Source organism: Herbiconiux sp., assembly GCF_023264855.1.
Classification (GTDB): domain Bacteria; phylum Actinomycetota; class Actinomycetes; order Actinomycetales; family Microbacteriaceae; genus Herbiconiux.
Window position 1 is genome coordinate 13,554 of record NZ_JAHFUW010000004.1, and the last position, 24,898, is coordinate 38,451.

The 24,898-nt window shown below is 70.0% G+C and carries 17 protein-coding genes; 11 read left to right on the forward strand and 6 right to left on the reverse strand.

What is annotated here, in order from left to right; translation table 11 throughout:
• Positions 1–28 precede the first annotated feature (28 nt).
• Positions 29–328, forward strand: coding sequence for a hypothetical protein (locus Q0D75_RS02555; protein ID WP_291049018.1), 300 nt, complete (start codon positions 29–31; stop codon positions 326–328).
• 2 nt (positions 329–330) lie between these two features.
• Complete coding sequence (locus Q0D75_RS02560) at positions 331–1,071, forward strand: alpha/beta fold hydrolase (protein ID WP_291049020.1); 741 nt, start codon at positions 331–333, stop codon at positions 1,069–1,071.
• Here the strand turns inward: Q0D75_RS02560 and Q0D75_RS02565 are convergent.
• Entirely contained in the window at positions 1,068–2,123 is a 1,056-nt protein-coding gene (locus tag Q0D75_RS02565) for an AI-2E family transporter (RefSeq protein WP_291049022.1), read from the reverse strand. The two genes, Q0D75_RS02560 and Q0D75_RS02565, sit on opposite strands and share 4 nt — an antisense overlap.
• Positions 2,124–2,282: 159 nt before the next feature.
• On the opposite strand from Q0D75_RS02565, the gene Q0D75_RS02570 reads away from it, so the two are divergent.
• The gene (locus tag Q0D75_RS02570) at positions 2,283–4,136 is read left to right on the forward strand and encodes a hypothetical protein (RefSeq protein ID WP_291049024.1); all 1,854 of its coding nucleotides are present in this window, start codon (positions 2,283–2,285) and stop codon (positions 4,134–4,136) included.
• 2 nt (positions 4,137–4,138) lie between these two features.
• Positions 4,139–5,116 carry a tetratricopeptide repeat protein gene (locus Q0D75_RS02575; protein WP_291049262.1) on the forward strand — a complete coding sequence of 326 codons (978 nt, stop codon included), beginning with the start codon at positions 4,139–4,141 and terminating at the stop codon, positions 5,114–5,116.
• 131 nt (positions 5,117–5,247) lie between these two features.
• On the opposite strand, the gene glgB is transcribed toward Q0D75_RS02575, so the two are convergent.
• Positions 5,248–7,470, reverse strand: a complete 2,223-nt coding sequence (gene glgB / locus Q0D75_RS02580; protein ID WP_291049265.1) for a 1,4-alpha-glucan branching protein GlgB — start codon at positions 7,468–7,470, stop codon at positions 5,248–5,250.
• Positions 7,467–9,494, reverse strand: a complete 2,028-nt coding sequence (locus Q0D75_RS02585) for an alpha-1,4-glucan--maltose-1-phosphate maltosyltransferase (protein ID WP_291049267.1) — start codon at positions 9,492–9,494, stop codon at positions 7,467–7,469. The genes glgB and Q0D75_RS02585 overlap by 4 nt, the downstream gene beginning before the upstream one ends.
• A gap of 328 nt (positions 9,495–9,822) precedes the next feature.
• Between Q0D75_RS02585 and glgP the strand changes: the two genes are divergently transcribed.
• Positions 9,823–12,471, forward strand: coding sequence for an alpha-glucan family phosphorylase (gene glgP, locus Q0D75_RS02590; RefSeq protein WP_291049026.1), 2,649 nt, complete (start codon positions 9,823–9,825; stop codon positions 12,469–12,471).
• Here glgP and Q0D75_RS02595 read toward each other — a convergent pair.
• Positions 12,452–13,087: a TetR/AcrR family transcriptional regulator gene (locus Q0D75_RS02595; RefSeq protein ID WP_291049028.1), complete on the reverse strand. Its 636-nt coding sequence runs from the start codon at positions 13,085–13,087 to the stop codon at positions 12,452–12,454. The genes glgP and Q0D75_RS02595 overlap by 20 nt on opposite strands.
• Before the next feature lie 79 nt (positions 13,088–13,166).
• On the opposite strand from Q0D75_RS02595, the gene Q0D75_RS02600 reads away from it, so the two are divergent.
• Positions 13,167–14,618 carry a DHA2 family efflux MFS transporter permease subunit gene (locus Q0D75_RS02600; RefSeq protein ID WP_291049030.1) on the forward strand — a complete coding sequence of 484 codons (1,452 nt, stop codon included), beginning with the start codon at positions 13,167–13,169 and terminating at the stop codon, positions 14,616–14,618.
• A 372-nt stretch (positions 14,619–14,990) separates the two neighbouring features.
• Here Q0D75_RS02600 and glgX read toward each other — a convergent pair whose 3' ends face one another.
• On the reverse strand, positions 14,991–17,057 hold the full coding sequence (gene glgX, locus Q0D75_RS02605; RefSeq protein WP_291049032.1) for a glycogen debranching protein GlgX: 2,067 nt from the start codon (positions 17,055–17,057) through the stop codon (positions 14,991–14,993).
• A 134-nt stretch (positions 17,058–17,191) separates the two neighbouring features.
• On the opposite strand from glgX, the gene Q0D75_RS02610 reads away from it, so the two are divergent.
• From Q0D75_RS02610 to Q0D75_RS02620, 3 genes are all read left to right on the forward strand, one after another.
• Complete coding sequence (locus tag Q0D75_RS02610) at positions 17,192–18,577, forward strand: cysteine desulfurase family protein (protein WP_291049034.1); 1,386 nt, start codon at positions 17,192–17,194, stop codon at positions 18,575–18,577.
• Between the two features lie 184 nt (positions 18,578–18,761).
• The gene (locus Q0D75_RS02615) at positions 18,762–19,655 is read left to right on the forward strand and encodes a hypothetical protein (RefSeq protein WP_291049036.1); all 894 of its coding nucleotides are present in this window, start codon (positions 18,762–18,764) and stop codon (positions 19,653–19,655) included.
• Between the two features lie 191 nt (positions 19,656–19,846).
• Positions 19,847–20,029, forward strand: a complete 183-nt coding sequence (locus Q0D75_RS02620) for a hypothetical protein (protein WP_291049039.1) — start codon at positions 19,847–19,849, stop codon at positions 20,027–20,029.
• A gap of 188 nt (positions 20,030–20,217) precedes the next feature.
• Here Q0D75_RS02620 and Q0D75_RS02625 read toward each other — a convergent pair whose 3' ends face one another.
• Positions 20,218–21,195, reverse strand: a complete 978-nt coding sequence (locus tag Q0D75_RS02625; RefSeq protein WP_291049042.1) for an endonuclease/exonuclease/phosphatase family protein — start codon at positions 21,193–21,195, stop codon at positions 20,218–20,220.
• A gap of 118 nt (positions 21,196–21,313) precedes the next feature.
• Between Q0D75_RS02625 and mnmA the strand changes: the two genes are divergently transcribed.
• Positions 21,314–22,468: a tRNA 2-thiouridine(34) synthase MnmA gene (gene mnmA / locus Q0D75_RS02630; protein WP_291049044.1), complete on the forward strand. Its 1,155-nt coding sequence runs from the start codon at positions 21,314–21,316 to the stop codon at positions 22,466–22,468.
• A complete protein-coding gene (gene ligA, locus Q0D75_RS02635) occupies positions 22,468–24,882 on the forward strand; it encodes an NAD-dependent DNA ligase LigA (RefSeq protein WP_291049046.1) in 2,415 nt (804 codons plus the stop codon). Before mnmA ends, ligA begins: the two co-directional genes overlap by 1 nt.
• The last annotated feature ends 16 nt before the right edge of the window (positions 24,883–24,898 follow it).

Below are 24,898 nucleotides of genomic sequence, written 5' to 3' on the forward strand. Positions count from 1 at the left end.
CTCCCGCGCGCCTCGTAGGATTGAGGGCATGCCCCGCAGCAACCGACCCCGCCGCCGTGCGGGCGGAGGCGACGAGGAGGAGTCGGGCCTGGAACGGATGATGGCCGGCTGGCGGCGCACCGAGGTGCGACGCGACGGGGTCTGGAACGTGCAGCCCGTCTCCGCGGCCTCGGCCACGAAGGACTACATCTGCCCCGGATGCGGCAAGACGGTGACGCCGGGCGTCGCGCACCTGGTGACCTGGCGCGCCGACGGCGTGATGGGCGACGCCAGCGACCTCGCCGCCCGCCGCCACTGGCACACCCACTGCTGGAAGATCGGAGCCTGAGGATGCCTGACGAATCGAACGCCGCCGAACCGATCGAGATCCGCGCCGGCACCGAGCTGCCCGCCCGGCGCGAGGAGATCGAGCTGCACACGAGCGACGGGCTCACCCTCGTCGGTGAGCTGGCGCTGCCGCTGAGCGGCGCGCCGGCGGCCACCCTGGTGACGCTGCATCCGCTGCCCACCCACGGCGGCTTCATGGACTCGCACGTGCTGCGCAAGGCTGCCGCACGTCTGCCCGCCCTCGCCGATCTCGCCGTGCTGCGCTTCAACTTGCGCGGCGTCACCTCGCCCAGGGGCACCAGCGACGGCGCCTTCGACGGGGGAGAGTCGGAGCGCTTCGACGTGGAGGCGGCGATGCGCTTCGTCGAAGAGCGCGGGCTGCCGCATCCGTGGCTCGTCGGCTGGTCGTTCGGCACCGAGCTGACGTTGCGCTACGGAGCGCAGTACCCGATCGACGGCGCCATCCTGCTCTCACCGCCGCTGCACCGGGCGAGCGCCGAGGAGGTGGCCGCCTGGGAGGGCAACGGCAAGCGCCTCGTGGCGATCGTTCCCGAGCTCGACGACTACCTGCGCCCCGACGAGGCCCGCGAACGGTTCGCCTCGGTGCCGAGCATGGAGCTCGTGGCGGTGGAGGGCGGCAAGCACCTCTGGGTGGGTGAGCAGCAGGTGCGGCGCGTGCTGAACGAGATCGTGGCGCGCGTCAATGCCGCCGCGTATCCGCTGCCGACGAGTTACGTTCCCTAGCGTTCATTCTGGATCGGGATGACGACCTGCTTGATGATGAGCAGGATCGACGCCGCGATCGGGATGGCCACGAGCGCGCCCAGCACTCCGAGCAGCGTGCCACCGGCCAGCGCCGCGATCACCACGATCGAGCCCGGCACCGAGACGGCCCGGTTCATGATCTTGGGGCTCAGCAGGTAGGCCTCCACCTGCATGTAGATGATGTAGTAGATCGCGGCGATCAGCGCGGTCAACGGCGATCCGAGGCCGGGGATGAGGCAGACCAGCACGATGATCGTCGACCCCGAGATGGTTCCCACCAGCGGGATCAGCGAGAGCATCCCGGCCAGGAACGCCAGCACGGCCGAGAACGGCGCCTGGATGATCGACAGGAAGATGAAGCTCAGGATGCCGTTGCAGAGCGCGAGGGTGATCTGGCCCACGACGTAGCGGCCGACCGCTCCGGTGACCTGCTCGCTCAGGTCGGCGAAGCGCTCACGCTTGGACGCGGGCACCAGGCGGTAGACGGAGCGCTTCATGCCGGGCAGCGAGGCGGTGAAGTACAGGGTGAGGATCAGCACGATGACGGCGCCGAAGAACCCGCTGGCGACGCCGATGCCCACCTGGAGCGCGCCACCGGCCAGAGCCGTGACGTTGCCGGCATCCGCGAAGTAGTCGACGACCGCCTTGTAGACCTCGTTCACGTCGATGAACCCGCCGAGGCCCTCGGTGACCGAATCGCGCCACTTCTGGTCGAGAACCTGGTTGGCGATGGTGGGCACCAGGTCGATCAGCTGGGAGATCTGCTCGACGATGATGGGCACCACGGCGAACACCAGGCCTGTGAAGACGCCCAGAACCGCCACCAAGACGGTGAGGATGGCCAGCCAGCGCGGCCAGCGGTTGCGCTCGAGCCAGGAGATGATCGGATCCAGGCCCAGCGCGACGAAGATCGCGACGCCGATGTAGGTGAGGATCGTGGCCAGAGACACCACGGCACCAAGGATCAGAAGGCCGACACCGACGCCGAGCGTGGCGACGATGCCGAGGGTGAACGCATTCTGGATCTTCACGGCTGGCTCCCTCGACTGCGCCGGTGGGGTGGGCGTCGTCCAATCCTATTGGGCGCAGAAGATCACGATCGGGCATCGGTCCACGGCGATTCCCGGCCCCGGTGAATGCCGCCTGAACGTACGCTGTGGGGGAAGGCGTGCCGCATCGGCTATCTTTTAATGTCCCTGTCAGGAGTCTTCGTGCGCTTTATCTTCGCCATCTTCGCCTTCATCATCGCGACCGCGCTGATCGGCGCCGGCATCGCGCAGCGAACCGTGTTCCTCCCACCGTCCACGGTGGCGGCCACGGTGAAGCTGCAGGGCGACGCGCCCTACGCGATGATCGACTCCGAGACGCTGCGCACGCACACCGGAAAACAGACCCTCGTGCTCTCCGGCAGCGACACCGTGTTCGCCGCCTACGGCCGCACGTCCGACATCGAGGCCTGGCTGAACGGTTCGGCGTACACCGCCATCGGGTACGACGAGGCCTCCGGAAATCTCACCGCCACCGACGTCGCGGCCGACCCCGACGGCGCCGACAACGTGGCCAGCGGATCGGCCGACCCGGCCGGCAGCGACCTCTGGCTCGAGCAGTTCAGCACCGAAGAGGCCATGTACCGCACGGTCAATCTGCCCGCCGGGTACTCCGTCATCATCGCGTCCGACGGATCGGCGCCGGCTCCCACGAACATCAGCATCTCCTGGCCGATCCCGAACGCCACCCCGTGGGTGGGCCCGCTGCTGACCGCCGGCGTGGTGTTCCTGCTGGCCGGGCTGGTGCTGCTGGTGCTCGGCCTCCTGCACCTGCGGCGCTCGCAGCGCCCCCGTCGCAAGCCCCCCGCACTGCCGAAGGGCAAGCGTTTCTCGCCGTCGCGCACGAACGCCATCGAGTCGGGCGTGCGCCGCAGCCGGCGCTCGATCGCCCCGCGGATCGCCATCCCGGTCGCGCTCGTCTCCGTGCTCGCCCTGGGCGGCTGCTCCGCCGACTACTGGCCCCAGGCGGCCGAGCCGGTGGCCACCGACGGCGCGGTCGCGACCGCCGCCGCATCCGACTCCGCCGACGCGACGCCCGACCCCGCGGCCACGCCCGGTGCCGACGCCGAGCCCACCGAGGCGATCGACGACGACACCCCCACGCCCGCCGTCACCGAGGCGCAGCTCGAGGCGATCGTCTCCACCATCTCCACCACCACGGCCGAGGCGGATGCCGCCTCCAGCGCCGATGCGCTCGCCGCCCGCTTCTCGGGCCCGGCCCTCGAGCTGCGCAGCGCCACCTACGCCATCCGCGCGGCCTACCCGGAGTACCCGGCCCCGCAGGCCATCCCGGCCGGTCCGCTGCAGGTCGTGCTGCCGCAGGCGAGCAGCACCTGGCCGAAGTCGGTGTTCACCATCCTGCAGGGCGAGGACACCACCGTTCCGCCGGTCGCGCTGATGCTGGTGCAGGAGACCCCGCGGTCGAACTACAAGGTCTACTACGAGATCACGCTCGAGCCCGACACGGAACTGCCCCCGGTGGCGGCGGCGAGCGTGGGCACCTCGGTGCTGGCGCCCGACACCAAGCTGCTGAAGATGACGCCGGATGAGCTGAAGACGGCCTACGCCGACATCCTCTCGGTGGGCGATTCCAGCCAGTACATCGACCTGATCGACGCCACCGGCGACACCCTGCGCACCCAGGTGGGCGTCGACTACAAGAACGCCAAGAAGGCCGCCCTGCCGACGACGGCCACGATCGACTTCGCCCAGGTGGCCGGCACCGGCGAGAACATCGCGCTCGCGACCAGCGGATCCGGTGCGCTCGTGGCCGTCGACCTGCGCGAGTCGGAGACGGTGAAGCCGGTCGAGTCCGGAGCCACCGTGAGCCCCGAGGGCGCCGTGAAGGCCCTCTCGGGTGTGACGGAGACCGCCAAGGGCGCCGAGGCCGTCTACGACTACCAGTTGCTGTTCTACATCCCGCCGTCGGGTGACACCGCGAAGGCCCAACTGCTCGGGTTCACCCAGGGACTCATCCAAGCCAAGGAGTTGCCGTGAGCATGCCCCCGCCCTCCGCCGCCGGTAACCTGCGCGGAGCCGTCGACCTGTCGTCGCTCGTGAACCGCGCGAATGCCCCCGCGGGCGCCGCTGCAGCACCAGGCGCTGCCGGTGCCGGTGCGCCCGCCACGGGGGTTCCGGCCGGTGCCCTGCCCTCCCTCGTGCTGCAGGGCGACGACGCCACCTTCACCCAGTTCATCGAACTCTCGAACACGGTTCCCGTGATCGTCGACCTCAAGGCCGACTGGGCAGAGGCGAGCGTCGAACTCACCGCCGTGCTCGAGAAGGTCGTCACCGAGTACGCCGGCCGCCTCGTGCTGGTCGGCGTCGACGCCCAGGCGAACCCCCAGCTGGCGCAGGCCTTCCAGGCCCAGTCCGTGCCCACGGTCGCCGCCCTCGTCGGCGGGCGCCCGGTCTCCCTCTTCCAGGGCGGCTACCCCGAAGAAGAGGTGCGCGCCGTGCTCGAGCAGGTGCTCCAGCTGGCCGCCCAGAACGGCGTCACCGGCACGGTCACCGTCCCCGGCCTCGACCCCGACGCCCCCACCCCCGAGCCCGTCGAAGAACCCCTGCCCCCGCACCACGCGGAAGCCTACGACGCCATCGCCAATGGCGACTACGCCACCGCCATCGCCGAGTACCAGACAGCGATCGCCCAGAACCCCCGAGATGCACTAGCCGTGGCGGGCCTGGCCCAAGTGAGGTTGCTCGACCGCCTCGACGGCAAGTCCCTAGACGAGATCCGCGCGGCGGCAGCATCCGCCCCCGAAGACCTGGACGCCCAACTCCTAGTAGCCGACCTAGACCTCTCCGGCGGCCACGTCGAAGACGCCTTCGCCCGCCTCCTAGACCTCTTCCCCAAACAGGATCAGCCCTCCAAAGACACCATCCGAACCCGCCTCCTCGAATACTTCGAGGTAGTAGGCACCGAAGATCCGCGCGTTGCAGCAGCCCGCCGCCGCCTAGCAGCCCTCCTCTACTGACGCGAAGCGTCCCCGAGCGTAGCGAAGGGGGCCGGATATTCGCTCCCCGCCGCCTTTGAGCTCCGCTCAACCCCTAGGCGGGGAGTGAATATCCGGCCCCCTTCGCGTCCTCCAAGCCGAAGGCCCGACACTTACCCCCTACGCGGCTTCAGATACAGGGCTGCCAGGGGCGGGAGAGTCAGTTCCACCGAGGCAGGCCGCCCCGACCACGGCACGTACTCCGCCTCGACCGATCCGTAGTTCCCCACGCCCGACCCGCCATACTCCGCAGCATCCGTGTTCACGAGCTCGTCCCAGCGCCCGCCGAACGGCAGCCCCACGCGGTACGGCCCGACCGGCTGCCCAGAGAAGTTCATCAGAATCGCGATCGGGTTGCCGTCGGAGTCCCAGCGCAGGAACGACACCAGGTTCTGCGACGACGATCCGCCGTCGATCCACTCGAACCCCGAGGGCTCGTTGTCGAGTGCCCACAGGGCCGGGTTCTCTTTGTAGACCCGGTTGAGGTGCCCCACGAGCCCGAGCAGCTGCTGGTGCACCGGCTGGTCGAGGATCCACCAGTCGAGCCCGCGCTCCTCGCTCCATTCGGACGGCTGCCCGAACTCCTGCCCCATGAACAGCAGCTGCTTGCCAGGATGCGCCCACATGAAGCCGAGGTAGGCGCGCAGGTTGGCGAGCTTCTGCCAGTGGTCGCCGGGCATCTTGTGCAGCAGCGAGCCCTTGCCGTGCACGACCTCGTCGTGCGAGATCGGCAGCATGAAGTTCTCGCTGAAGGCGTAGAGGAACGAGAAGGTGATTTCGCCGTGGTGGTACTGGCGGTACATCGGGTCTTGCTCGATGTAGGCCAGGGTGTCGTGCATCCAGCCCATGTTCCACTTCATGCCGAAGCCGAGGCCGCCGCGGCTGGTGGCGTGCGTGACGCCGGGCCACGAGGTCGACTCCTCGGCGATCATCACGATGCCGGGGTACTTGCGGTACGCCGTCGCGTTGACCTCCTGCAGCATGCTGATGGCCTCGAGGTTCTCGCGCCCGCCGTACTGGTTGGGCAGCCACTCGCCCTCCTTGCGGGAGTAGTCGAGGTAGAGCATGGAGGCGACGGCATCCACCCGCAGGCCGTCGATGTGGAACTCCTCGAACCAGTAGAGCGCGTTCGCCACGAGGAAGTTGCGCACCTGGCTGTTGCCGAAGTCGAACACGAGCGTGCCCCAGTCGGGCTGCTCGCCGCGGCGCGGGTCGGAGTGCTCGTAGAGCGCCTGCCCGTCGAAGCGGGCGAGCGCCCACTCGTCTTTCGGGAAGTGCCCGGGCACCCAGTCCACCAGCACACCGATGCCGGCCTGGTGCAGGCGGTCGATCAGGTAGCGCAGGTCGTCGGGGTTGCCGAACCGCGAGCTCGGCGCGTAATACCCGGTGACCTGATAGCCCCACGATCCGCCGAACGGATGCTCCGCGAGCGGCATGAACTCCACGTGCGTGAACCCCAGGTGCTGCAGGTAGGGGATCAGCTCGTCGGCGAGCGTGCGGTAGTCGAGCCCGAGCTTCCACGAGCCGACGTGCATCTCGTACACGCTCATCGGGTTGATGTGCGGGTTCGTGGCCGCGCGAGCGGTCATCCATTCGCCGTCCGCCCATTCGTACGACGTGGTGTTGATCTTCGAGGCCGTCAGCGGCGGCACCTCGGTGGCGCGGGCCATCGGGTCGGCGCGGGAGACCCAGCGGCCGTCCTGCGTGAGGATCTCGAACTTGTAGTTGCTGCCGGCGCCGAGGGCGGGGATGAACAGCTCCCAGACGCCGGTGCTGCCGAGGCTGCGCATGGAGTGGCGCACGCCGTCCCAGCCGTTGAAGTCGCCGATCACCCGCACGGCCTGGGCGTGCGGGGCCCAGACGGCGAAGGCGGTGCCGACCGTCACGGTGTCGACGCCCTGCTTCTCTTCGACGCGCGAGCCGAGAACGTCCCACAGGCGCTCGTGCCGGCCCTCGCCGATCAGGTGCAGGTCGAGTTCGCCGAGTGTGGGGGAGTAGCGGTAGGGGTCATCCGCGGTCCAGACGCTGCCGTCGTCGTAGCGCGCCTCGATCTCGTAGTCGTTGAGACCGGTGAGCGTGAAGCCCTGCCAGATGCCGCCCCAGAGGTGCGTGAGCTGCGCGCGGGCGCCGTTGGAGAGAACCGCACTGACCTCCTCGGCGAGCGGGCGGAGGGTGCGGATGACCGTGATCGGGTCGGAGACGCCTTCTGCGTTCACGAGGTGCTGCCCGAGCACCTCGTGCGGGTTGTAGTACGAGCCGGTGGAGATGCGGTTCAGCACGTCTTCCGGGATCTCGGGGAGGGTGAGGGCGGTTGCGCCGTCGGGAAGGGGCATCAGAGTTCGCCGCTTTCAGGGTCGGATTCGGGGGAGTCGGATGCGGGCAGGTCGCGGGTGACCTGGAAGACGTGTGCCGGCTGGCTGAACGCGTCGAGTCGCACGTAGTTGTCGGTGCCCCACTGCCAGACGTTGCCGGAGAGCAGGTCGGTGACGGCGAAGGTGCTGCCCTCGGGCAGACCGAGTTCGGGCAGGTTGAGACGCACGGTGGTCTCGCGCACCGAGTGCGGGTCGACGTTCACCACCACGAGGATCGTGTCGGCGACCCCGTCGGGACTGAACTCGGCCGGCAGGTGCTTGGAGTAGACCACGATCGAGTCGTCGTCACTGCCGTGGAAGCGCAGGTTGCGCAACTGGCCGAGGGCCGGATGCGCCCGGCGGATGGCGTTCAGCCGCGTGATGTCGGCGGCGATCGACCGGCCTGCGGCCTCGGCGGCCAGGAAGTCGCGCGGCTTGTACTCGTACTTCTCGTTGTCGAGGTTCTCCTCGGCGCCGGGACGGGCCACGTTCTCGATCAGCTCGTAGCCCGAGTAGACGCCCCAGGTGGGGGCGCCGGTGGCCGCCAGCACCGCGCGGATGCGGTACGCCGGCATCCCGCCGAACTGCAGGTACTCGGTGAGGATGTCGGGCGTGTTCACGAACAGATTGGGGCGGAAGAAGGCATCCGTCTCCTGCGCCAGACCGGTGAAGAACTCCTCGATCTCGGTGCGGGTGTTGCGCCAGGTGAAGTACGTGTACGACTGCTGGAAACCGACCTTCGCGAGCCCCTGCATGGCCGCCGGGCGGGTGAAGGCCTCGGCGAGGAAGACGACCTCCGGATGCGCGGTGTTGACCTCGTGGATGATCCACTCCCAGAAGTCGAGCGGCTTCGTGTGCGGGTTGTCGACGCGGAAGATGTGCACGCCGAGCGCGATCCAGTGCTCGAGGATGCGCAGCGACTCGGCCCGGATGCCCGCGGGATCGTTGTCGAAGTTGATCGGGTAGATGTCTTGGTACTTCTTCGGCGGGTTCTCGGCGTAGGCGATCGAGCCGTCGGGCAGCGTGGTGAACCACTCCGGGTGCTCCTTCACCCACGGGTGGTCGGGCGAGGCCTGGAGGGCGAAGTCGAGCGCCACCTCGAGGCCGGCTTTCGCGGCCTCCTCGACGAAGAGGCGGAAGTCGTCTTCGGTGCCGAGGTCGGGGTGCACGGCGTCGTGACCGCCGGCGGCCGAGCCGATGGCCCAGGGCGAGCCCGGGTCGCCGGGCTGCGGGTCGAGTGTGTTGTTACGGCCCTTGCGGAACGCCTCGCCGATCGGGTGGATCGGCGGCAGGTAGAGCACGTCGAAGCCCATGTCCGCGACGTCGGCCAGGCGGCCGGCCGCGGTGCGGAAGGTTCCGCTCGTCCAGGTGCCGTCTTCGGCCTGCTCGGCGCCGATCGAGCGGGGGAAGAACTCGTACCAGGCGCCGGAGCCGGCGAGCGTGCGCTCGACCCGGAGCGCGTGCCAGTCGGAGTGCGTGACTAGGCTCTCGGCGGGGCGGATGCGCAGTGCCTCGTGCACGGCCTCGCTGTAGGCGGGGGCGAGCCGCTCGGGCACGGGGCCTTCGGGCAGCTGCAGCGAGGCGGAGACCTCGGCGAAGAGCTGACGTTCTCCGGCCGGGCGGTGCTCCTCGCCGGCCAGGCGGGTGAAGAGCCGGGCGCCGAGCGCGAGCATCAGCTCGACGTCGATCCCGGCGTTGATCTTCACCTCGGCGTTGTGCTCCCAGGTGGCGTAGTCGTCGGAGTACGCGCGGATTCGGAATCGCCAGGCGCCCTCGGAGGTGACCTGGGCGACGCCCCGCCACTCGTCGTCCCAGCTGTAGGTGCGGGTGAGCGGACGGTCGATCACGGTGCCGTCGGGTGCCTCGAGCTCGAGGTGCGCGCCCACGGCGTCGTGGCCCTCGCGGAACACCAGGGCGCCGAACGGGATGACCTCGCCCACGTAGCCCTTGGCGGGCCAGCGGCCGCCCTCCACCTGCGGGAAGACGCTGAGGATGGGGATGCGGCCGATCGAGGGCGTGAAGGTCTCCGCGGGAGCGCGCGTCGGCGCGGGTGCGGCGGGCGCGGTGCTCGCGGCGGAGGTCACCGGTGCGGCCGCGGGCGCAGCATCCGGAACCGGCTTGGCCTTGGACGGCACCGAGGCCGCTTTCGACTTCGCGCTGGCACGCCCTTTGGGAGTGCCGGAGGACGGGGGTTGCTTGCCTGTAGCTGCCACACTCAGACCCTACCGAGAACAGCGGTGCCCGCAACGTGTTCACGACCTGGTAACAGCTCTGGCTTAGGCTGGCGGGGTCGATCGGGGCCCTACCCATGGCCCTCCCCCTGAAGGAGACTCTCACGTGAAGGCGATTCGCAGGTTCACCGTCCGTTCCGTGCTGCCGGAGTCGCTCTCGGCGCTCGGCGAGCTGGCCGCCAATCTGCGCTGGGCCTGGCACCAGCCGACGAGGCAGATCTTCGCGCACATCTCGCCCGACGACTGGGCCGCGACCCACGGCGACCCCGTCGCCCTTCTGGGAGCGGTGCGACCCGAGCGGTTGGAGCAGCTCGCGGCCGATCCGGGGTTCGTTGCCTGGGCCGACAGCCTGCGCGAAGACCTCGCCGCCTATCTGCGCGAGCCCCGCTGGTACCAAGGGCTCGAGGGGGCGCGCCCGCGGTCGATCGGCTACTTCTCGCCGGAGTTCGGCATCGCGGCCGCCCTGCCGCAGTACTCGGGAGGCCTCGGCATCCTGGCCGGCGACCACCTGAAGGCGGCCTCGGACCTCGGCGTGCCGATCATCGGCGTTGGCCTGTTCTACCGCTCGGGGTACTTCTCGCAGGCGATCTCGCGCGACGGCTGGCAGGAGGAGAGCTACCCCGTGCTCGACCCCGACGGACTGCCGCTGTCGGTGCTGCGGATGGCCGACGGGTCGCCGGCGCAGATCGTGCTGGCGCTGCCGGACGACCGCGCCCTCTACGCCCGCATCTGGCAGGCCCAGGTGGGCCGCGTGCGCCTGCTGCTGCTGGACACCGACATCCCCGACAACTCCGACGAGCTGCGCTCGGTCACCGACCGGCTCTACGGCGGCGGCGGCGAGCACCGCCTGCTGCAGGAGCTGCTGCTCGGCATCGGCGGAGTGCGGGCCATCGAGGTGGTCTCCGAGCTGACGGATGCCCCGATGCCCGAGGTGTACCACACCAACGAGGGGCACGCCGGGTTCCTGGGGCTCGAGCGTATCTCGACGCTGATCGGCGGGGGGCTCTCGTTCGACGAGGCGCTGCAGGTGGTGCGCGCGGGCACCGTGTTCACCACGCACACGCCGGTGCCCGCAGGCATCGACCGCTTCGAGCGGGGCTTGATCGAGAGGTACTTCTCGACCGACATGCTGCCGGGGCTCGAGGCTCCGTCGGTGCTGGCTCTGGGGGCCGAGGACTACGAGGGCGGGTCGCCCGACGTGTTCAACATGGCCGTGATGGGGCTGCGGCTGGGCCAGCGCGCCAACGGCGTCTCGGTGCTGCACGGCGAGGTGAGCCGCGGGATGTTCGCCGGGCTGTGGCCGGGATTCGACCGCTCCGACGTGCCGATCACCTCGGTGACCAACGGTGTGCACGCACCCACCTGGACCGACCCGCTGCTGCAGGAGCTGGCCCGCACGAAGCTCGGCACGGGCGACACCACGACGGCCGACTGGGCCTCGGACGCCGTCACCGACGGCGAGCTCTGGCGGGTGCGCGGCGACATGCGGCGCCAGCTCGTGCACGACGCCCGGCGCCGGGTCACCGAGGCCTGGCGGGAGCAGAACCCCGATTCCATCCCGCCGGCCTGGTTCCAGAACCTGCTCGACCCCGAGGTGCTCACCATCGGCTTCGCGCGGCGGGTGCCGACGTACAAGCGCCTCACGCTGATGCTGCACGACCCCGAGCGGCTGAAGTCGATCCTGCTGAACCCGGAACGGCCGATCCAGCTGGTGATCGCCGGCAAGTCGCATCCGGCCGACGAAGAGGGCAAGCGGCTGATCCAGAAGCTCGTGCAGTTCGCCTCCGATCCGTCCGTCCGCCAGCGGATCGTGTTCTTGCCGAACTACGACATCGGGATGGCGCAGCTGCTGTACCCGGGCACCGACGTGTGGCTGAACAACCCGCTGCGGCTGCTGGAGGCCTGTGGCACCTCGGGCATGAAGGCGGCGCTGAACGGCGGGCTGAACCTGTCGATCCTCGACGGCTGGTGGAACGAGTACTACGACGGCGAGAACGGCTGGGCCATCCCCACCGCCGACTCGGCGGGGGATGCGGCCGAGCGCGACGCGCTCGAGGCCGAGGCGCTCTACGACTTGATGGAGAACCAGGTCGCGCCGCGGTTCTACGATCGCGACGCCGACGGCATCCCGCAGCACTGGATGCAGTCGATCCGGCACACGCTCGCCACGCTCTCGCCCGAGCTGTCGGCCGAGCGGATGGTGCGCGAGTACGTGCAGCGGCTCTACATCCCGGCCGCGACCGCCGAGCGGGCGATGACGGTGGACGACCACTCGGCGGCGCGATCCCTGTCGCAGTGGAAGGATCGCGTGCGCGCGGCGTGGCCCGGTGTGGCCGTGCTGCACGTGGAGTCGGGCGGGCTCGACGACACGCCCCAGGTGGGCGACGAGCTGCACGTGCGCGCCCACATCCAGCTGGGCGGGCTGTCGCCGCACGACGTGGCGGTGGAGGTCGTCTACGGGCAGGCGGTGCACGGCGACGACCTCAGCGACCCGGCCGTGGCCGAGCTGAGCACGCCGCACGCGCGCTCCGCCCCGGCGGCGGCGGGCGGTGCGGAGACGGGCGGGGCGGATCTGACGGATGCGGCCGCCGCGGCCGACGCCGACGAGCCCGCAGAGGTGCCTTCGGAACTCGTGTACTCGGGAACGGTCGCGCTCTCCCGCGCGGGCTCCTTCGGCTACACCGTCCGGGTGGTCCCGAAGCACGCGAACCTGGCCTCAGAGGCCGAGCTCGGCCTCATCGCGGTGGCGCACTGACGCCGCCGCGCGCCGGGGTGGCGGCCTTCAGCGGCGGGTGCGAGCGGCGGATGAGGTCGAGCTTCTCGGGGAAGACGGCGCCCATCAGCTCCTGCACAGCGGGGTCGCTGTCGTAGTCGTCGAACAGGCGCACCCCGAGCACGACGTTGGCGAGCATCCCGCCCGCCAGGAACTCGGAGGCCTCGGGGGCGTCCATGCCGCCCTCCTCGCGGAGCAGCTGGTACACCTCCATGAAGCCGCAGCGCGCGGCCGGGCCGATCACCGGATCGGCGCCGAGCGCGAAGGCGTGCATCAGGCAGAGCAGGATGCCGCGGTTGGCGGTGAGCTCGAAGTACGCGAGCCCCAGCCTGCGCTGCAGCGGAAGGTCGGGATCGCCGGCGATCGCAGTGCGGAACGCCTGCATGATGGCGTCGAGCGCCCGGCCGAGCACGTCTAGGAAGAGCTGCTCCTTGGTGCCGAACATCCGCACCACGTAGGGCTGGCTGACGCCCGCCGCGCGCGCGATCATGTCGGTCGTCGCTCCCGCGTAGCCGAGATCGCCGAACACCGTCATCGCGGCATCCAGCACCAGCTCGCGACGCTCTTCGGACGGCATCCGGGATCGTTTCTCGCTCACACTTGACAGGGTATCAGTCGATTACTTACGGTGATCTTTGTAATCATCCGATTACCTAAGTCTTTCGAAGGAGTCGCTCATGGCACTCACCGAAGCGGTGGAACCCGTCTCCGCCCCGCTCGACGCGACGGCGGTTCCCGCCCCGCGTCGCCGTATCCCGATCTGGCTCGCCATCGTGGCCGCGAGCATCCCGATGTTCATGGCCACGCTCGACAACCTCGTCGTCACCAGCGCCCTGCCGGTGCTCGGCCGCGAGCTGAACGCCTCGATCGAGCAGCTGCAGTGGTTCGTGAACGCCTACACGCTGAGCTTTGCCACGTTCATGCTGCTCGCCGTGGCGCTCGGTGACCGCCTCGGCCGGCGGAACGTCTTCATCGCCGGGATCGCCCTGTTCACCGTGGCATCCGCTCTCTGCGCCATCAGCACCGAGCCGTGGATGCTGATCGCCGCCCGCGCCGTGCAGGGCGTGGGGGCGGCCGCGCTGATGCCGCTGTCGCTGACGCTGCTCGTGGGGTCGGTGAGTGCGCGGTTCCGTCCGTTGGCGATCGGCATCTGGGGCGGCATCTCGGGCCTCGGCGTGGCGCTCGGCCCGCTGATCGGCGGGGCCGTGATCCAGGGCTGGAACTGGGATGCGATCTTCTGGCTGAACGTGCCCGTGGGCATCCTGAGCGTGCCGCTGGTGCTGTTCGCGCTGCCGAATTCGTTCGGGGCCCGGCTGCGGGCCGACGTGGTGGGCGTGCTGCTGGCGGGGCTCGGCGTGCTCGGGATCGTCTACGGGATCGTGCGGGGCAACGACGCGGGCTGGGGGAGCCTCGAGGTCGTGGGAGCGCTCGCCGCCGGTGTCGTGCTGATGGCGGCGTTCATCCTGTGGGAGCGCCGGGTGCCGAACCCGCTGCTGCCGCTGCGGCTGTTCCGCGACCGCTCGTTCACCGTGGCGAACATCGTCGGTCTCACGTTCAGCTTCGGCATCTTCGGGTCGGTGTTCATCCTGATCCAGTACCTGCAGATCGTCGGCGGCGCGACCCCGCTCGAGGCCGGCGTGATGACCATGCCGTGGACGCTCGCACCGATGGTGATCGCGCCCCTGGCCGGGATGATCGCGCCGCGCGTCGGCACGCGCCTGCTCGTGGTCGTGGGGCTGCTGCTGCAGGGCACGGGTGTGGCGTGGCTCGCGGCGGTGATGTCGACCACCCTCGACTACGGCGTGCTCGTGCCGGCGTTCGTGTTCGCCGGCGTCGGCATGGGACTGGTCTTCGCCCCCATCTCGACGGCGGTGCTGGCGAACATGACCCCGGCCGACAACGCCAAGGCCTCGGGCACCAACTCCACCCTCCGCGAGATCGGCGTGGCTCTCGGTATCGCCGTCCTCACGGCGGTCTTCACGGGCGCCGGTGGCACCTTCACCCCCACCGGCTACGTCGCGGCAGCCGTCCCCGCGATCGCAGTAGGCGCCGCAGTCCTCTTCGCGGCCGCTCTCCTGGCCCTCCTACTCCCCGCAGGCAAGGGCACCCCCCTCGCCGCAGCCCACTAGCCGTGCCCCAGCGCCCGCAGTCTCAGGGCGTGCGGCAAGGCGTCCGCAGTCTCAGGGTGTGGGGTGGAGCATCCGGAGCCTCGGGGCGAGGGAGCAGTACCCGAAGTCTCGGGGAGTGGGGTGGAGCCCGCGAAGCCTCCGAAGCGTCAGGGCGCGAGGTCGAGCACCCGAAGTCTCAGGGCGCGAGGTCGAGCATCCAAAGTCTCAGGCCGTACTCAATGACCCAAGGTGAGCGTGTGGCCGACGGGTGCGAGCGAAGCCCGCGCCCGTCGACCGCGCGCTCACATGTCGCGCGGCGCCGGGCAGGGACCGGCGCAGCCCGGTCACGCCGAGCGAAGCCCGGCGCGACCGGCAGCTAACACAGCCAAACTTCTAGACAGCCCGATACAGCTGAAGCGACGCAGCCGCGACACTCACGCTCTCGCCCGGAGTGAATCTGGGAAGAACAGCGTCGTGGTGGTGGGGTTCAGGCGCATCCTGAGCCGAATCCCACAACAATTCATACGCCGACACCCCGTCGTGCACGGGCAGCGTCACCGTGATCGGCGCCTCCACCCCGTGAATCACCGTCAGGATCCGGTTGAACGGCTCATGCTCGGGCGTGGAGGCCGCCACGTACACGAGTGTGCGGTTCTCGGGGGAGTTCCAGTCGCTGATCGACATCGACTCGCCGGCGGCGTCGTACCAGTCCATCTGGCTGGCGCTGGGCGTGCGCTCGCCGAACACGCCGTACCGCACGGGCCGCAGCGCGGGGTTCTCACGGCGCACGCGCAGCAGGTGCTGGGTGGTGCGCCAGAGGTCTTTCTGCCAGGTGCGGCGGTCCCAGCTGATCCAGGTCAGTTCGGAGTCGTGGCAGTAGGCGTTGTTGTTGCCCTTCTGGGAGCGGCCGAACTCGTCGCCGGCGGTGATCATCGGCACACCGGCCGAGAGAAGCAGCGTGCCCATCAGGTTGCGCATGGCCCGGCGCCGCGACTGCTCGATCGGCCGCGAGGTGGTCGGTCCCTCGATGCCGTGGTTGTACGACATGTTGTTGTCGGTGCCGTCGCGGTTGGCCTCGCCGTTGCCCACGTTGTGCTTGACGTTGTAGGCGGTGAGGTCGGCGAGCGTGAAGCCGTCGTGGGCGGTCACGAAGTTGACGCTCGCGAGCGGGCCGCGCTGCTGCGAGAAGGTGTTCGACGATCCGGCGATCCGGGTGGCGAGCATCCCGACCCCGTCGCCGGGGTTGCCGTTCTCGCGGATCGACTTGATGTCGCGCAGCCAGAACTTGCGCATCCGGTCGCGGAAGCGGTCGTTCCACTCCGACCAGCCGTCGGGGAAGTTGCCGGTCTGCCAGCCGCCCATGCCCACGTCCCACGGCTCGGCGATCATCTTCACGCCGGCGAGTTCGGGATCCGAGACGATGCCGGTGATCAGCGGATGCTGCGGGTCGTAGTAATGGTCGCCGTTCCGCCCCAGCGTGGCCGCCAGGTCGAAGCGGAAGCCGTCGATCTGCACCTCGTTCGCCCAGTACGTGAGGGAATCGAGGATGAGCCGGGTGACGGCGGGGGTCGCGGTGTCGATCGAGTTGCCGCATCCGGTGACGTCGACGTAGTCGCCGCGGGCCGTCTGCCGATAGTAGGAGGCGTTGTCGATGCCGCGGAAGCTCGTGGTCGGGCCCATCCGCCCCTCTTCGGCGGTGTGGTTGTACACCACGTCGAGCAGCACCTCGAGGCCGGCCTCGTGCAGCAGCTTCACCATGCCCTTGAACTCGCGCAGGATGGCGCTCGGCCCCTCGGCCTGCGCGGCCTTCGAGGCGTAGAGGTTGTGCGGGGCGAAGAAGCCGAGCGTGTTGTAGCCCCAGTAGTTGCTGAGCCCCTGCTTCTGCAGGCGCTGCTCGCTCACGAACGCGTGCACGGGCAGCAGCTGGATGGCGGTGACGCCGAGGCTCTTGAGATAGCCGATGCTCGACTCGTGGGCGAGCCCGGCGTAGGTGCCGCGCAGGTTCTCGGGGATGCGGCTGTTGATCTTGCTGAGGCCCTTCACGTGGGCCTCGTAGATGACGGTGTGGTCGAGGGGGGTGTTCGGCTTGGTGACGCCGTTCCAGTTGAACTCCTCGTCGACCACGACGCTCCGGAACTCGCGGCCCGAGCGCACGATGCCGCGGGAGTAGGGGTCGAGCAGCGGGATGCCCGGGTCGAAGGCGTTCTGCGGATGCTCGGCACCCGTCGGGCCGTCGACCTTCAGCGTGTAGCGGCGGCCGGGGATCAGCGAGCGCGAACGGCCGGTCCACACACCGTTCGCGTCGCGGGTGAGCGGCACCGACTTGTAGACCCAGTTCGGGTCTTTGTGGTCGTAGAGGCAGAGGTCGATGCTCGTGGCGTTCTCGGACCAGACGCGCAGTTCTCCGCCATGGGACGTCAGACGAACGCCGAGCCGAGCGAGGGGGTCGGCCGGGGTCATGAGACTTAGAGTAGTTGCAGGCGTGTTGCCGCCTGAAATCGTGCCGATCGGGGCGTCTGCGCCGGTCGGGCCCTTGCTCTTATTCCTCTTCCTCGTTCCCATCCCTCGCTCCCTCCCTCCCAGGATCGCCCCCGATGCCCGTCTACCTCGACCACGCGGCCACCACGCCGATGCGGCCCGCCGCGCGTGCCGCCTACGTCGACGCGCTGGGCGTGGTGGGCAACCCGTCGTCGATCCACAGCCAGGGGCAGGAGGCGAAACGCCTGCTCGAGGAGTCACGCGAGGTGGTGGCGGGCTCGCTCGGCGCCGAGCCGATCGAGGTGATCTTCACCTCGGGCGGCACCGAGTCGATCAACCTGGGCATCAAGGGGCTGTGGTGGAAGCGGCAGGCGACGGATGCTACCGCTGTGGCATCAGGGGGCCGTCCCGTCATCCTCGCCCCGGGTGGCGAGCACCACGCCACGGTCGATGCGATCGAATGGCTGGTGCGGCACGAAGGCGCTTCGGTGGTGTGGCTGCCCATCGACGGCGTCGGGCGGCTGGCGCCCGCCGTGCTCGAGGCGGCGCTCGCGGAGCACGGCGCATCCGTGGCTCTGGTGACGCTGCTCTGGGCCAACAACGAGGTGGGGACGGTTCAGGATGTCGCGGCTCTCGTGGCGGTCGCGCGGTCGCACGGCGTGCCGGTGCACGTCGACGCGGTGGCGGCGTACGGGTACCTTCCGATCGAGTTCGCGGCGGTGGGGGCGGATGCGCTGAGCGTGTCGGCGCACAAGATCGGCGGGCCCGTGGGGATCGGCGCGCTCGTGCTGGCGCGCCGCAGCGAGGTGGAGCCGCTCATCCACGGCGGCAACCAGCAGCGCGTGCGCTCCGGCACCCAAGACGTGGCGGGCGCGGTGGCGTTCGCTGCGGCGGCCGCAGAAGTGACCCGCGAGCTGGGTGCTGCGGCGAGCGCCCGTGCCGGGCAGCGCCCCGTGGTGGCCGGCGCCGTGAGCGCGGGCGACGGCGCTGGAGGCGCGGGGGTGGCGGGCCTCGCGGACGCGCGTGCCGCAGTGGGGAGTGGCCTGAGTGCGGGCGCCGGCGGTGAAGGCGCGGCGGGGTTCGTGGCATCCGGGTCGCCATTCGTCGACGAGCTCGCCGCCTTGCGCGACCGCCTGATCGCGGGAGTTCAGGAGGCCGTGCCCGGGGCTGTTCTGCGGGGCGACCCCTCGCCCGAGGGGCGACTGCCGGGCAACGTGCACTTCACGTTCCCGGGGGCGCAGGGCGATTCGCTGCTGTTCCTGCTCGACATGGCGGGCTTCTCGGTCTCCACGGGCTCGGCCTGCCAGGCCGGGGTGCCCGAGGTCTCGCACGTGCTCACCGCGATGGGCGTGCCCGAGCCCGAGGCCCTCGGTGCCCTCCGTTTCACCCTCGGCCACGGAACCACCCCCGCCGAAGTCGACGCCCTCGTGGCCGCACTCCCCGCGGCCTACGCCGCGGCCTCCCGTGCAGGCCTCTCCACCCGCGCCCCCTCCACCCCCTGAACTTTCGTTTGGTCGCAATTTCGTGCGAAAAGCGCGTTCGGTGGACACGAAATTGCGACCGAACGATCATCGCTCGCCCCGAGGGCTGTGGATAACGGGCCAGGAAGGGAAGGGTGAGAGGCACACTGTGCGGGTGCCACGACGTGTTCCTCTGCCTGACGGGTTCGAACGAGGGGCGTTCTCTGTGCGCGCGGGGCACGATGCGGGGCTCACCGCGACGCGGATGCGGGGCGGCGACCTGCTGCGGCCGTATCCGGGTGCGCGCATTCCGGCCAGCGCGCCGCCGATGACTCACCGTGAGCTCTGCGCGGCCTACCTCCTGCGCAGCCCCGAGGGGCAGTTCTTCAGCCACGTGACGGCAGCGCGCCTCTGGCGTATCCCACTGCCGCTTCGTCTCGAGGCCGAGCGCGCGTTGGATGTGGGGGTGGTGAAGCCGCTGCCGGTGCCGCGACTCCGAGGGATACGGGGGCATCGACTCACCGGCACGGGCTTGACGATCGTGCGTCGATACGGGCTCCCTGTAGCGGATGCCGCATCCACCTGGTGTCAGCTCGGTACCGTGCTCGACCACGACGACCTGGTGGCAGCGGGTGACCACCTGGTGCGTTGCCCCCGCAAACAGGAACGCGGCGAACGGCGGCCATACGTTCGGCTCGACCACCTGCGATCCGTCGCGCTGTCCCGCCGAGGCCCGGGCGGACGTGCCCTGCGGGAGGCCGCCGCCGATGTGCGCGAGGGAGCGGACTCGCGCCGGGAGTCGCTGCTGCGTCTCCTGCTCGTGCGCGCAGGCCTGCCCGAACCCGAGCTCAACCAGGAGATCTTCGACGATCGCGGCCACTCGCTCGGCTTCGCCGACATGCTGTACCGCACCCAGCGCGTCGTCGTCGAGTACGACGGCGACCAGCATCGAACCGACTACGACCAGTTCGAGAAGGACGCGGTCCGCCTCGACGACTTCCGCCATCGCGCCCACCACCACGTGGTCCAAGTGCGCAAGAAGGGCCTGTCCGAGCATCCGCAGGACACCGTGGCCCGCGTGCGCGAGGCTCTCGCCCGAGCCGACCCTTCGAGCTCGTGAGTGATCGTTTGGTCGCAAATTCGGGCTCAAAACCTCGGCCGAACACACATTTTTGCGACCAATGGGGGATCGGCCGCGCGGGGTAGGGCGCGCGGGGGATGTGGGTGGTGGGAGGGACTCGTAGCGTGGAGGGACAGCGCAGTTCGGGATGCGGGTGCCCCAGGGGCGGCCGGGATCGGGAGGAGCGGGAGATGCAGGGCGAGGGCGAGAACACGGGAACGGGCTCCGGAACGGGGAGCAGGATGCTGCGAGGCGATCAGAACTCGACGTGGTTCTTCGTGGGGGCCACGTTCGCGTTCGCGGCAGCGGCGTGGAGCTTCACGGGGCGGCTGCACCTCGTCGGGGGACTGCTCCTGGCGCTGGGGCGGGGTTGATCGCCGTCGGCATCTACGTCTGGCAGCGTCCGATCGATCGCGAGCGGGCCGGCATCGTTCCGCCGGAAGGCGCGTCTCCTGGCGGAGCCGCGGATGGGCGCGGGGACCCGCCGCGCATCTAGGCTGCAGCGTCGCGCCCGGCTCCGCAGAGCATCGGGCTGAGCGGCCCAACGGGCCCAGCGGCCCGGCTACAGGTTCAGCGAGGTCACCACGGCCAGGTGGTCGGAATCGCCGACGCGCAGCGTCGAGTTCGACGTGAACGCCATGCCGCGCTGCAGCACGTGGTCGGGGCGGGTGACGGGCATCGAAGCGGGCCAGGTGAAACCGAAACCGCCATCCGTCTGGTTCGCCTCGCTCAGGGTGCCGAAGAGGCCGGCCATGTTGCGGTCGGAACTGCCGGCGTTGAAGTCGCCGATCATCAGCAGGCGCGCGTTCTCGTCGCGCGGAACGTAGTCGGCCAGGTTCGCGAGCATCTCGTCGCGGGTGGCGTGGTCGTCGGGGCGAGCGGATGCGGCGTGCACCACGTAGATGCTGACCAGTCCTGAGGGGGTCGAGAGGTCGGCCGCGATGCCTCGCTGCCAGCCGAGTCCGAGATCCAGAGCCTGGGCGTTCTCGATCGGGTAGGCGCTCCACACCCCGACCGTTCCGATGCCGTACGAATAGGGATAGCTCTCGCTGAGCACGCCCTCGACCGCGGCGCGCCCCTCGTCGTCCATCTCCTGCATGGCGATCACCTGCGCACCGGTCGCGGCCAGCGCCCGGGCCGACTCGGCGGCCGTGCCCGATCCGGCCTCCACGTTCTGGCTGGCGACGGTGAGCGAGTCTCCGGATGCCGCGGGCGCGCTCCACGAGAGCGGCACGATCGCGGGCACGAACATCGCGCCCCACACGACGGCCGGCACGAGCGCCGCGATCACGGCCCCCTTGCTGCGGGTGATGAGCGCGGCGATCAGCACGACCGGGATGGCCAGGCCGACCCAGGGGAGGGCCGACTCGAACAGCAGCGACAGCCCGAACAGTTCGGGAACCAGCACGTGCAACCCCAGCGACACCGCGAGAAGCAGCGCGAGCACGCACACCCCCACCGCCGCCCCCGTGCGGGTTCGGGGCCGGCGTCGCGGGCTGGCGGCCCGGGTCTCGCGCGGCGCCTCGAGCAGTGCTGACATCGCACTCATTCTGCACCGCGACGCTGGGCATTTCCCCGAATTGCGGTGCGAATCGCCCGTAGTTCCGGTGGCGACCGCCCACCGTTCCACTGTCGGACGCCCGCCGTATGCTGGAACCATGAAGGTTCTCGCAGCAATGAGCGGAGGGGTCGACTCCGCGGTGGCCGCCGCCCGCGCGGTCGAGGCGGGTCACGAGGTGGTCGGCGTGCATCTGGCGCTCAGCCGCATGCCGGGCACGCTGCGCACCGGCAGCCGCGGCTGCTGCACGATCGAAGACTCGATGGATGCGCAGCGCGCGGCCAACAAGATCGGCATCCCCTATTACGTGTGGGACTTCTCCGAACGCTTCAAGGCCGACGTGGTCGATGACTTCATCGCCGAGTACTCCGCGGGCCGCACGCCCAATCCGTGCATGCGCTGCAACGAGCGCATCAAGTTCGCCGCCCTGCTCGAGAAGGCCCTCGACCTCGGCTTCGACGCCGTCTGCACCGGCCACTACGCCACCATCGCTACGGATGCCGCGGGCAACCTCGAGCTGCACCGCGCGGCCGCCTGGGCCAAGGACCAGTCCTATGTGCTCGGCGTACTGACGGCCGAGCAGATCGCGCACAGCCTGTTCCCGCTCGGCGCCACGCCCTCGAAGGCCGAGGTGCGGGCCGAGGCCGCCGCGCGGGGCTTCTCGGTGGCGAACAAGCCCGACAGCCACGACATCTGCTTCATCCCCGACGGCGACACGGCAGGCTGGCTGGCCGAGCGCGTCGGCACCGCGACGGGCGACATCGTCGACCGCGCCGGTGACGTGGTCGGCTCGCACGAGGGCGCGCACGCCTTCACGGTCGGCCAGCGTCGGGGCCTCAAGCTCGGGATGCCGGCGGCCGACGGCAAGCCCCGCTTCGTTCTCGAGGTGCGGCCGAAGGAGAACACGGTGGTGGTGGGCCCGAAGGAGGCGCTCGACATCGCCGAGATCGCGGGCTCCCGCTTCACCTGGGCCGGGCTCGCGCCCGAGCATCCTGATCTCGATTTCGCGTGCCAGGTGCAGATCAGGGCGCATGCCGACCCGGTCGATGCCGTGGCGCGGGTGCGCGACGACGCCGAGGGCGCGCCCGAGCTCGTCATCACCCCTCTCACACCGCTGAACGGGGTCGCGCCCGGGCAGACCGCCGTGGTGTACGTGGGTACGCGCGTGCTCGGGCAGTGCACCATCGACCGCACGGTCAGTGCTGATTCTGCCGGCGTCCCTGCCGCCGGCAGTGCCGTTCCGGTAGCCGGCTGATGGCACCGCGGGGGAGGGCATCCGCAGCCCAGACGAAGACGGCGGAGGGGACATCCGCTCTGCCGAGCGAGACGCCGGGCGATCTCGAGGCGGCGCGCGACGAAGCGGTGGCGCTCACCACGCGCATCCTCGAGCTGCGAGACGAGTACTACGAGAAGAACGCCTCCACGGTCACCGACCAGGAGTACGACCTCATGGTGCGCCGGCTCGACGAGCTCGAGCGTGCGCATCCGGAGCTGCAGTCGCCCGACAGCCCCACGCAGACCGTGGGCGGTCGCGCGGTCACCACCATGTTCACGCCGGTCACGCACGCCGAACGGATGCTGAGCCTCGACAACGTGTTCAGCGAAGATGAGCTCGACGAGTGGGCCGCCAAGGTGGTGCGGGATGCGGGAGCCACGACCGTGCGCTTCCTCTCCGAACTGAAGATCGACGGCCTGGCCATCAACCTCCGCTACGAGAACGGAGTGCTCGTCACGGCCGCCACCCGTGGTGACGGCGTGGTGGGCGAAGACGTCACCGAGAACGTGCTGCAGATCGCCTCGATCCCCGCCCGATTGAAGGGCACGGGGCATCCGCCGCTCGTCGAGGTGCGGGGGGAGATCTTCTTCCCGGTCGCGTCGTTCGACGAGCTGAACGCGGCCCAGGAGGCGGCGGGAGAGCGCGTGTTCGCCAACCCGCGCAATGCGGCGGCCGGATCGCTGCGGCAGAAGTCCGAGGGCAAGAACGAGAAGCAGCTCGCCCTCGTGGTCGACCGCCTGCACCGGCTGCGGATGCTCGTGCACGGCATCGGCGCCTGGCCCGATCCGCCTGTCTCGGCCCAGTCGGAGGTCTACGAGCTGCTGGCGACGTGGGGTCTGCCCACGTCGACGCACTACCGCGTGTTCGACACGATCGGCGAGGTGGCGGAGTTCATCCGCTCGTACGGCATCAACCGCGCGAGCGTCGAGCACCAGATCGACGGCATCGTGGTGAAGGTCGACGACCTGCGCCTGCACGAGGAGCTCGGGGCCACCAGCCGCGCGCCGCGCTGGGCGACGGCCTACAAATACCCGCCCGAAGAGGTGAACACCAAGCTGCTCGACATCGTGGTGAGCGTGGGCCGTACCGGTCGCGCGACGCCGTTCGCGGTGATGGAGAAGGTGGAGGTGGCCGGCTCCGAGGTGCGCCAGGCCACGCTGCACAACCAAGACGTGGTGAAGGCCAAGGGCGTGCTGATCGGCGACACCGTGGTGCTGCGCAAGGCCGGTGACGTCATCCCCGAGGTGCTCGGGCCCGTGGTCGAGTTGCGCGACGGCAGCGAACGCGCGTTCGTGATGCCGACGGAGTGCCCCGAGTGCGGCACGCCACTCGCGCCCGCCAAGGAGGGCGACATCGACCTGCGCTGCCCGAACGCGCGCAGCTGCCCGGCGCAGGTGCGCGGGCGGGTCGAGCACGTCGGATCGCGCGGCGGTCTCGACATCGAGGTGCTCGGCGAGGTGAGTGCCGCGGCGCTCACGCAGCCGCTCGAGCCGGCCGATCCGCCGCTGCACACCGAGGCGGGGCTGTTCTCGCTCGAGCCGGCGGATCTGTTCCCCATCAAGGTGATCGTGCGAGACTCCGAGACCGGGATGCCGAAGCTCGACAAAGACGGCGAGTCGCCCAAGGTCGTGGCTCCGTTCCGGCGTAAGCGGCAGAAGACCGACCCGCCCTTCGACGCCGAGGCGACGGGTGCGGCCTTCGACGGCGACGAGGGTTTCGTGCTCTCCGCCAACGCGATCAAGCTGCTCGACGAGATCGAGAAGGCCAAGACCAAGCCGCTCTGGCGCATCCTCGTCTCCTTGAGCATCCGGCATGTCGGTCCGGTCGCCGCGCGTGCCCTGGCCGACTATTTCGGCTCGATCGAGGCCATCCGCGCCGCCACGCGCGACGAGCTCGCGGCGGTCGACGGCGTGGGCGGCATCATCGCCGACGCGCTGATCGCCTGGTTCGAGGTCGACTGGCACCAGGAGATCGTGGAGCAGTGGGCCGCGGCCGGCGTGCAGTTCGCGACCCCCGGGCATCCGGGGCCGGGTGCGGCGGTGGGCGCCGGGGGAGTGCTCGAGGGCATCACCGTGGTCGCTACCGGCTCGCTCGAAGGCTTCAGCCGGGAGGGTGCGCAGGAGGCGATCATCGCGGCCGGCGGCAAGGCCGCCTCGAGCGTCAGCAAGAAGACCGACTTCGTGGCCGCCGGCCCTGGTGCGGGCTCCAAGCTGGGCAAGGCCGAGGCGCTGGGCCTGCGCATCATCGACGCCGCAGAGTTCGCCCTCCTGGTCACCCAGGGCCCGGATGCGCTCCCGCCGGTCGCGGTGCCCGAAGCTGACGCGGCGCCGGCCCCCGAAGCCGACGCGGTGCCGGTCGATGACGCCGACGCGTCCGCAAGCGCCACCGAATAGAATTACCGCACACCCC